Consider the following 10027-nt stretch of genomic DNA (forward strand, 5'->3'; position numbering starts at 1 on the left):
TATCAGCTATCAGCTATCAGCTATCAGCTATCAGTTATCAGCTATCAGCTTTCGGCCTGTGGCCAAGCTACTTGAGGTGCTTATTGGTACAGTCACAGTGTCGTTCGCACAGCGTGGCCATTCGCGTAGCGTGGCCAAAGGCCAAGGCCAAAGCCTGTGCCACGCTGAGGTACTTTTGAATAAAATAAGCTGACCGCTGACCGCTGACCGCTGACCGCTGACCGCTGACCGCTAACCGCTGACTGCTTACCGACTCAATTGATAAACTACAGGTTATCTGCTCAATGACAGAACATACCTCCGAACAACTACAAACTTTCCTTGATATTGCCGCTAAAGCTGCCACTGCTGCTGGTGATGTTTTGAAAACTTACTGGGGCAATCTCAAAACTATAGAAGAGAAAGGACGTCCTGGAGATTTAGTCACTGCAGCTGATAAAGAAGCTGAAGCAGTAGTCTTAGATATACTCAAAAACGATGTGCCAGACCATTCGATTCTGGCAGAAGAATCGGGTCAACTGGGAGACAATCAAAGTAAATACCTATGGGCGATTGACCCCCTCGATGGTACTACTAATTATGCCCATCAATACCCCATTGCTGCTACCTCTGTGGGGTTGTTGATTGACGGCAAGCCTCAGGTGGGAGCAGTATATAATCCCTTTCGGGATGAGTTATTGTGTGCAGCTGTGGGCTTAGGGGCAACCTGCAATGGTCAGCCAATCCAGGTTTCCCAAGTCTCTGACCTGAGTAAGAGCTTGTTAGTCACTGGATTTGCCTATGACCGGCGGCAGACTTCCGATAACAACTATGCCGAGTTCTGTTACCTGACTCATCTGACTCAAGGAGTTCGCCGTAGTGGTTCTGCATCCATCGATTTGTGTGATGTTGCTACTGGACGATTGGATGGCTATTGGGAACGAGGGCTTTCTCCTTGGGATGTAGCGGCTGGCATCGTTATCCTAGAAGAAGCTGGTGGTAAAGTTACCGCTTATGATCGCAGTCCTATTGATATTAATTCTGGGCGGATTCTGGCAACTAATGCCAAGATTCACGACAGTCTTAGTGCTGCCTTGTTAGAGACACCACCTTTATCTTCTTGGCCTTTATCTTTTTCGAAAGAATAATAATTAATAATTGTCATTAATTATAATTGTCAATGTAAAGTCGATTAACTAGCGTCCATGAGTGACGCATTTTTTATAGCTAATATCTACAATGTCTACAATCTATACAGAAACTGTTGCTCAATTTTTCCATGCTATTTCTCAACAAGAGGATTTAAAACAGCAGCTAATAGCTACTAGAAATCCAGAAGAGGTAGTTAAGGTAGCACAGGATTACGATTTTAAGTTTACCGTAGCTGACTGGCAACAGTTTATCCAGGGGCATCACTCTAGTCAGCCTACCAGTGATACTTTAAAAAATGAAACAATAGAATTAGATGTTACAGAAGAACAGTTAGATGCTTGGTGGAAATTTGCTTGGGAAACAGGAGATATCAATCTGATCGCTTGGGTTTATGACAAGAGAGATGCTATCAATTGGGTGCAATTGCTAGATGAGTTTAAAGTGATTAAAAAAGACGATCAATCAAATCAAAACATTCAGCAAAAGTTAACCAAATTAATGTTATGGATGGTAGGTGATATGATTGCCGGGTTTCTGACTTGCTTAATTTCCTAGGGATTCACCAAAGGTAAGCATTTAGCGGTCAGCGGTCAGCGGTCAGGCTGAAAACTGATAGCTGATCGCTGAATGCTTAAGATTCAATCACCCCATTAATCAGTAACGCTGCCTTAGTTTTGTCTAAAATATCTTTTTCATAGGTTTTGATTGGGTCCTTTTCATCAATCCTCAGGTTAGTAGCCATTGGGTCTTCTATCTGATACTCTTTCTCGAAGTAAAGTAAGCTAATTGTGGTCAGGTGTATGCGATCAGCAATAGCAGCAGCAAGCAAGCGATAAAAACGAGCTGCAAAACGGGGGTCTTGCTCTAGTTTATGGGTTAATTTAGCTCGATCAATTGACCACACAATCGAGTCTTCTAAAGCCTTAACTGTAGCGGAAGGGGGATGATCTTTCACAAAAGACATTTCTCCGACTACTTCACCGTTGGATAATCGAGCAATTTCCCGACTTTTCCAAGCTTCGACCGAAACGGTTAAGATACCATCTAGGACAATGTAGAGGGCATTGATCGATTGTCCTTCATGAATCAAGACATGACCAGCTGGAATTTCTTTACTCTCCCCTGTGGCAATCATCCAATCTCGGTCACGGTCATTCAATTCATTCCAAGCCAGAAGCACTTCCGTGATACTAGGTTCCCATATCCCTCCTCGCTTGATCAGGTTATCTTTGGTCTGTTCAACCAGACCGGGATTTTTGCCAAACCGAGTTCCTGTGACTTGGGCATTACTGAGATTAGCATGGCTTAAGTTTGCTGAAATCAAGCTAGCGCCACTCAAGTCAGCACCACTCAAGTCAGCGCTACTCAAGTCAGCACCACTGAGTTTAGCATCCCTTAAGTCAGTATCACTTAAGTCAGCATGGCTGAGATTAAGACTACTGAGATTGACACCCCTAAGGTTAGCACCTGCAAAGTCACTAGTAATATCTAAACCAGCAACTTCTGCTAATTTCAAGAAATTCTTGGTCTTGGCGGCTCGAAAACCTTGGAGTGTCTTGATAATTTCCTGGCTTAATTCTTGATTAAACATCCTGCAATACCAACCGACTTACATAAGGTTTTAATTGGCGCTTGAGTAAAAATAAGACAATCTTTCGATCTAGGACTGCCCGTTCTTCTCGACTAATTTCTTGAAACCAGATTCCCTCCGCTTCATAAAGATGGACATTTTTCTGCAAAACTGTGAAAATTGCTTCGATATAACAGGGTTGATTGATATCTAGTTTGGTAATGCTGCCTAACCATATACTGCTAAGGGTTCCAGTTAATAATGGCTCACCACTTTTGGCTGCAAAAACCCAGGCTGGACTAGTTTCTCCACCTTTGGATGTGATCTGGTAATCCATGATGGTGAATTCATCAGTTTTTTCGTGATTGATATTTTTCCTGAGATTTAATTCAGTGCCTATGTTGAACTCAAATTGATTGGAAGTAGGATCTAAACCCATGGACATCTTCTTGTCATGGTGAATTTGACTAGCTTGCTTTGACCGTCGCTTTTTCTCTATGGAAACCTTAAAATCATCATTGAAACCACGGTTAGAATAGGGAAGTTTGCCATTGGTTAAGTTCAGCCTTAGCTCTCCACCGGTTAGCCCAAGTTTGATGCTACCACCGGGTAGTTATAAAAATTGATCATGAAAGTTTATCGTTAAAAGTAGGTCAATTTTATCTGGCTGAACGATAGTCCCCTCTAATTTCATGAACAGGCAATCTTCGTATTTATTCTCAATTTCAATAGTTTCAAGTTCTTTTGGCAAATCCTGCGTTATTACCATGCCCTCTGAAATTGGAATTATGAAGTTACTTTGATTAAAACCTAACATAATAATTTATATCTTTTTAATCTATGTTGATCAGAAATTAAGATTTACAAAAGCTACAATAATCCTCGATTTATTACGAGAAATTACTTAATTAGTAAGCGGTCAGCGGTCAGTGGTCAGCCGTCAGCTTTCCGTAACTCAGATTAAACCAATGTTTACCTATTTTAGGCGTTGCTGAATAATAGAATGATTTTAAGAGTAGGTGCGCGCCTCCAAGGCCGCAAGCAATCCATCGCGGCCTTGGGTCACACCTGTAGAATGGGCATCTTGGTGGAACGGGCATCTTGGTGGAACGGGCATCTTGGTGGAACGGGCATCTTGGTGGAACGGGCATCTTGGTGGAACGGGCATCTTGGTGGAACGGGCATCTTGGTGGAACGGGCATCTTGGTGGAACGGGCATCTTGGTGGAACGGGCATCTTGGTGGAACGGGCATCTTGCCCGTTATCAATATCTGGTCGAGCGGGCAGGATGCCCACTCTACTGCTATTCATTACTTTATTCAGCAACGCCAAAAGCCAAGCGCTAGCTAGCCACAGTTAATCCTGGTGGGCAAGGTGATTGGTCAACCCAAGCGCTCCAACCAATTTATCTCCCCTTGCCCACCCTACAAAACTGGCTAAGGCTAAAAATTCATTCTAAATTCTTCATTCTTCATTCTTCATTCTTCATTCTAAATTCTTCATTCTAAATTCTTCATTCTAAATTCTTCATTAGTCTATTGCCTTTTGACTTGTTCAGCGAAGCTTCCTAATTTCTTCTACAGGTATGCCAGTAGTTTGGCTAATCGTTTCATCATCCAAAAGAGGCAGAAGTTGGCGTGCAATTGCTTGGGCTTTTTCTTTCTCCCCTTCTTCTCTCCCTTGTTTCATCCCTTCTTCTATTCCTTGTTTCATTCCTTGTTTCATTCCTTTTTCTCTCCCTTGTTTCTCAGCAAATATAATCAGCCCTTGTTGGTCATGAATAAACATTTCTCGTTTTCCTAGTTCCTCCAACTCTTTCCTGGTTAAGTTCGCCTGAGAAGCAATCCCAAATGCCTGTTGAAACTCTGGTAGTTGTGCCATTTTATCTGGGACTGTATCTAAGGAAGGGGCATTTTTTAAAAAATACATCCACAACTCATCCAATTCTTCTAACTCCTCCAACTGCTTCTCAAACTTCGGTAACTCTACAAACAATAATTGTAAGTGATTTTCTACGTAGCTGATGTTGGTACTTTTTTCTCGGAACTCAAAATGATTAATTACCTGATTATTCTCAGGAAACATAATAAAATCGGTAATGGTCAGAGCAATCACTGGTTTGAGATAACGGTAGCCTTCCCCTTTACCTAGTTGTAGTGAGTAAGCTTTAGCTGCGTTATACAAAACTCGACGAGCAAAAGACTCTACCTGCAAAACCTGCATTTCAATAATCACTAGAGAACCATCCCTCAGCTTAGCTTTCACATCGAGGAAAGAGTCTTTGAGGATTGGCAGAGGAGAAGACTGATAAGGATCAATAATTTCCAAATCTTGGATGAGAGGTTGATTGTGATAGACAAGAGCATTGAGGAAGCTAATCAGAATCGGCTTACTTTCCTGGGAGGCAAAGATTTTTTTAAAGGCAAAGTCGGTTTTGGGGCTGATGAATTTCATGGCTGAGATGGGGCTGAGGGTGCGTTTACTCAAAGAAGTAGTAGACTACAACTATAGCAATTCTAAGACTTGTGAAGTACAAATATCTGGGTTTTAGGGAGCAGGGAGCAGGTAAGAGGGAAGAGGGAAGAGGAAAAAAAATCCTGTTGAGCTTACACTCCCCATCTCCCCACCCTTGCCACACTTACTTTCTTTTTTACAACTATGATATCGACCCTACTCCTCCTCCTCTTCTTCCCTGACCCAACGCCAAATCAACACGCAAAGATTCAAGACTATGATTAGGTTTGCATCAAGGAATAAAGCTAGTAACTCCACAACGAACTCTATTAATAGCCAACGTTTTCGGTTGCGATTAGTCTTCTTGCTCATGGCGATAATGTTTAAATTAAATCCATCTAACTTCTAGCTTATGGAGTTAAAAAAAAGGTGGTAATAAGTTTGATATAAAAATTTTTTACGGTATTTGGATAAAAATAATTACAAATAAATTAACCAGGTATTGTAATCAAAATAAATATAATAAATTCAACTCAAAGAAGCTCAAATATAAACAAATAAAAATAGCTTTTATAGGCTGGCTATGTAAACCTTTTTTACAAAAAATTATTATAATCCTGATGAGGCGATACTTTTAGTTTTTAATAGAAAATTTTTTATAAATCGACTGGCCAATCCTATTAGTGGTCATTTCAGCTTTTTTAGATATACTAGGTTCGACTAAGCTATAAAAAATTGTGCTAAGTTCACACAAATTGCCATCTACATGGCAAAATTTAGTTGAGCACAACTGTAAGCATTGATTTGATAAAAATTTTACGAATACAGAATTTTTACTATTTTGTTGACTATAGAAAAATGCCATGTTAGACGAACAATCTCTAAAGAAAAATTTCCTTGGAGAAATAAGTGACCAGATTTTCCCGGTATCCACAAGCTCCGAAACCCAAAAACTATGCTTTCAACTGCGTTTTAGTCCTGAAAACTGGCAACAAAAGAATGTTGACATTGCTAGCCAAATGACAGAAAAACTGGGAGCCTTTAATGAAGCAAGCATTGGTACTACCATTCGGGAAGTACTGGACAAGCTGAAACAGCAGTTTGGAGAGGAAATGGCCAAACATGGGATAAATTTGGACAAGCGCAAACGAGGAAGACCAGCCAATGACAAAGAATCTCCCTGGCGAATTGCTTATGGCTGGTTATGGGAGCATAAATTTCCTTACTGGCAAATGGATTGGCTTTGGCAAGACCTAATTCAAAAAGCGGCATCGCCTTACCGTTGGCTTCGTTTTACTCAAGATTATAATAGGATATTTGTACCTGAAAGCAAGAAGTATGAAATTGTTATAGATGTTCCTTACTATATGCATGTGGAGCTAGATTGTGACCAAGAGCATTTGTTGTTACTACATCGCGGTATATATAATAACGGTGTAATTACCAACTATATACTCTGTCCTTCCCAAGCTTTTGCTCCAGATAATCGACTCAAAGACAAGACAATGTTGATGCCTCAGTCAGGGGCAATGTGTGAAGAGATAACATTTGATACGGTAGGGCAAGAGGAGTTTCTGGCTATTGTCTTAGACGATTCCTTAGATTTTCCTTGGTTAACTCCTAATGAAGAAGAACCAGCTCCCATTTGGAATCTCGAACGGCTTAAGGAATTGTGGACAAGGTTGGGAGAAGATAACAATAATTGGCAAGCATTTTATCGCTCTTTCGAGGTAGTAGAAGCATCTGCTTAGAATTACGGAACAGGAAATATAATAGGCAAATACTATGGACGAAGAACGATTTCAAGAGTATTCCAACCTGATCCAACAACTACTGCAATGCCCCAACGGACAGGAAGGGGAAATACTGCAAGCCAACCCAGAACTAGTGAATCAGGAGTTGGTGCAGATAATGGCAGCAGTAGCAGCACAAATGGAAGAGGATGGAGATAACAATGCCAATTGGTTGCGAAGTTTGGCTCAGCACTTAGCAGAGATACTTAAGACTTCTTGGACTCAAGTTATTTCAGAAGACTATCTCAATTTCCTAGAGTCCATCTTGGAAGCAGTCGTAACTGACCATAGTCCTCAATCAGTTTACCCCCTACTGGAACAGAACCTCGACAAGCTAGATGAAAACTTAGGGCAGATCCTGCAATTTTGGGCAAGGGAAAACCTCTCTCAACTTCAGCCATAAGAAGCTAAAGATTTTGCTAGAGTTATTGGTCAATTCGGTTATTTGATTCAACAGTTTCCTCTGGGTAACATAGCCAGTAACCTAGAAATCGCCATTGCTAGTTATGACATCGTTGGTACAATTTTAACTTTGGAGGAATTTCCCCAACATTGGGCAACCATTCAAAACAATCTCGGTGCTGCCTACCGTGATAGAATAAAAGGAGATAGAGCCGAGAATATCGAACAAGCCATCACTGCTTATCAACATGCCATACAAATCCGTATCAAGTCAGCATTTCCCCAACAATGGGCAATGACTCAACACAATCTTGGTAATGCCTACCTTGAGAGAATAAAAGGAGATAGAGCCGAGAATATCGAACTAGCGATCACTCCTTATAAACATGCCATACAAATCTATACAAAATCAGCATTTCCCCAACATTGGGCAACCATTCAAAACAATCTCGGTGCTGCCTACAATAATAGAATAAAAGGAGATAGAGCCGACAATATCGAACAAGCCATCACTGCTTATCAACATGCCCTACAAATCCGTACCAAGTCCGAATTTTCACAAGATTGGGCAACCACTCAACACAATCTAGGGAATGCCTACTCGGATAGAATAAAAGGAGATAGAGCCGAGAATATCGAACAAGCTATTATTGCTTATCAACATGCCCTACAAATCCGTACCAAGTCCGAATTTTCACAAGATTGGGCATCGACTCAAAACAATCTCGGTAATGCCTACAAGAATAGAATAAAAGGAGATAGAGCTGATAATATCGAACAAGCCATCACTGCTTATCAACATGCCCTACAAATCCTTACCAAGTCAGAATTTCCCAAAAAATGGGCATTGACTCAAAACAATCTCGGCACTGCGTACAATAATAGAATAAAAGGAGATAGAGCCGACAATATCGAACAAGCCATCGCTCATTATGAAAATGCCCTACAAATCCTTACCAAGTCAGAATTTCCCAAAAAATGGGCAACCACTCAAAACAATCTCGGTACTGCCTACTCGGATAGAATAAAAGGAGATAGAGCTGATAATATCGAACAAGCCATCGCTCATCATAACAATACCCTACAAATCCTTACCAAATCAGAATTTCCCCAAGATTGGGCAACCACTCAAAACAATCTCGGCACTGCCTATTCGGAAAGAATAAAAGGAGATAGAGCCGAGAATATCGAACAAGCTATCACTGCTTATCAACATGCCCTACAAATCCTTACCAAGTCAGCATTTCCCCAAGATTGGGCAACCACTCAAAACAATTTCGGTCTTACCTACACTAATAGAATAAAAGGAGATAGAGCCGAGAATATCGAACAAGCTATCACTGCTTTTCAACATGCCCTACAAATCTATGCCAAATCAGCATTTCCCCAAAATTGGGCAATGACTCAAAACAATCTCGGTATTGCCTACAATAATAGAATAAAAGGAGATAGAGCCGAGAATATCGAACAAGCTATCACTGCTTTTCAACATGCCCTACAAATTTGGACTCCAGAAAACTTCCCCATTAATTGCCTAACAGCTAGTCGAAATTTAGGTAATGTTGCTCTAAAAAATAATAATTTGCAACTAGCTATCGAAGGTTACGCCCTAGCTATCCAAGCAATAGAACAAAGCCGGAGTTGGGCAATTGATGAGGAGCGTCGCCAAGAAATTCTTGCTGATTCCATTGACGTGTATGACAAAATAATTCAAGCTTGCCTCAACTTAAGTCAGATCGAGAAAGCAGTGGAATATACTGAACGTTCTCGTGCCCAACGGTTGGTAGATATGATGGCTAGTAATGAACTCTACCAAGGAGGAGACATTGTCCCAGAACTAGAACAGCATTTGCAGGACTACGAGGAATTGCAACGGCGTATCAATGCCCTCCGTGAGGAACTGCAACGGCGTATCAATGCCCTCGGTTTTGGTTCTGCTTCGGAGACTGTTCCAGTTCTAGCCGGAAGTCCTAATAAAACCATGTCATTGGGAATGGCAGTGAAACAATCTGGTCAATCCTTAACTAGGGAAGCTTTATTAAAATACGAGAAGGAAATCCAAGCATTAGAGGCACAAAAACAGCAAGTTTGGCAACAACTGCGCCGCTATGATCCGGTTTTGGCAGGACAAGTGCAGGTGGAGCATCTCGATTGGGAGCAAATGCAGCAGTTAATCGAGGAATCAACGACTGCTCTGCTTAGTTTTTACACAACAAGGGAGGATACCCATATTTTTATCCTACGTAAGGATCGCAGTCCTCAAGTTTTTACTTGTGTAGGCCAGGGAAGAAAAAGACTACAGATTTGGCTTCTAGAAAACTGGTTTATTCCCTATGTTGAGGCACAAAGTGAATGGAAACAGAACATGGGGGATTTTCTTGAGAAACTTGCTGAGCGCTTGCAGTTGCAGGAGCTGGTGGCACACTATCTGACTGGGATTGAGGAGTTGATTATTGTGCCTCATATATTTTTGCATCAGATTCCTTTTGCGGCGTTGCCGATTGTGGATCCCCCCCAGCCCCCCTTAATAAGGGGGGAGCAAGAGGGTTTATCACCCTTAAAAACAGGGGAGCAAGAGGGTTTATTACCAGAAAATGCCGCAATTGTCCCCCCCTTGTTAAGCTATGCTTTATAAACATATTTCTTTACAAAAAACTTGACAAATTTTAGGAATTAT

10 protein-coding genes are annotated in these 10027 nt (G+C 41.2%); 5 read left to right on the top strand and 5 right to left on the bottom strand.

Going from position 1 to position 10027, the window contains the following annotated elements; all coding sequences use genetic code 11:
* Positions 1 to 284 precede the first annotated feature (284 nt).
* Positions 285 to 1127, top strand: coding sequence for an inositol monophosphatase family protein (locus BJP37_RS32895; RefSeq protein ID WP_075905333.1), 843 nt, complete (start codon positions 285 to 287; stop codon positions 1125 to 1127).
* A 91-nt stretch (positions 1128 to 1218) separates the two neighbouring features.
* Positions 1219 to 1686 carry a Nif11-like leader peptide family natural product precursor gene (locus tag BJP37_RS32900; RefSeq protein WP_075905335.1) on the top strand — a complete coding sequence of 156 codons (468 nt, stop codon included), beginning with the start codon at positions 1219 to 1221 and terminating at the stop codon, positions 1684 to 1686.
* A gap of 76 nt (positions 1687 to 1762) precedes the next feature.
* Here the strand turns inward: BJP37_RS32900 and BJP37_RS35140 are convergent, their stop codons facing one another.
* The 5 genes from BJP37_RS35140 to BJP37_RS41845 all read right to left on the bottom strand — a co-directional run bounded on the left by BJP37_RS35140 (position 1763) and on the right by BJP37_RS41845 (position 5527).
* On the bottom strand, positions 1763 to 2722 hold the full coding sequence (locus BJP37_RS35140; RefSeq protein WP_081431413.1) for a pentapeptide repeat-containing protein: 960 nt from the start codon (positions 2720 to 2722) through the stop codon (positions 1763 to 1765).
* On the bottom strand, positions 2715 to 3146 hold the full coding sequence (locus BJP37_RS32915) for a hypothetical protein (RefSeq protein ID WP_214607790.1): 432 nt from the start codon (positions 3144 to 3146) through the stop codon (positions 2715 to 2717). The genes BJP37_RS35140 and BJP37_RS32915 overlap by 8 nt, the downstream gene beginning before the upstream one ends.
* Positions 3147 to 3763: 617 nt before the next feature.
* Entirely contained in the window at positions 3764 to 4012 is a 249-nt protein-coding gene (locus BJP37_RS37995; RefSeq protein ID WP_143727919.1) for a hypothetical protein, read from the bottom strand.
* A 243-nt stretch (positions 4013 to 4255) separates the two neighbouring features.
* Complete coding sequence (locus BJP37_RS32930; RefSeq protein WP_075905343.1) at positions 4256 to 5155, bottom strand: Rpn family recombination-promoting nuclease/putative transposase; 900 nt, start codon at positions 5153 to 5155, stop codon at positions 4256 to 4258.
* Positions 5156 to 5371: 216 nt separating this feature from the next.
* The gene (locus tag BJP37_RS41845; protein WP_198954254.1) at positions 5372 to 5527 is read right to left on the bottom strand and encodes a hypothetical protein; all 156 of its coding nucleotides are present in this window, start codon (positions 5525 to 5527) and stop codon (positions 5372 to 5374) included.
* Positions 5528 to 6018: 491 nt separating this feature from the next.
* Here BJP37_RS41845 and BJP37_RS32940 point away from each other — a divergent pair, with 491 nt between their 5' ends.
* Genes BJP37_RS32940 through BJP37_RS32950 form a run of 3 tightly spaced genes read left to right on the top strand, consistent with a single transcriptional unit; the run spans position 6019 to position 9985 of the window.
* Positions 6019 to 6906 (top strand): hypothetical protein, encoded by an 888-nt coding sequence (locus tag BJP37_RS32940; RefSeq protein WP_075905347.1) that lies wholly within the window; start codon positions 6019 to 6021, stop codon positions 6904 to 6906.
* A gap of 34 nt (positions 6907 to 6940) precedes the next feature.
* The gene (locus BJP37_RS32945; protein WP_075905349.1) at positions 6941 to 7351 is read left to right on the top strand and encodes a hypothetical protein; all 411 of its coding nucleotides are present in this window, start codon (positions 6941 to 6943) and stop codon (positions 7349 to 7351) included.
* Positions 7352 to 7393: 42 nt separating this feature from the next.
* Complete coding sequence (locus BJP37_RS32950; RefSeq protein ID WP_075905351.1) at positions 7394 to 9985, top strand: tetratricopeptide repeat protein; 2592 nt, start codon at positions 7394 to 7396, stop codon at positions 9983 to 9985.
* The last annotated feature ends 42 nt before the right edge of the window (positions 9986 to 10027 follow it).

This window comes from Moorena bouillonii PNG, from assembly GCF_001942495.1.
GTDB lineage: Bacteria > Cyanobacteriota > Cyanobacteriia > Cyanobacteriales > Coleofasciculaceae > Moorena > Moorena bouillonii.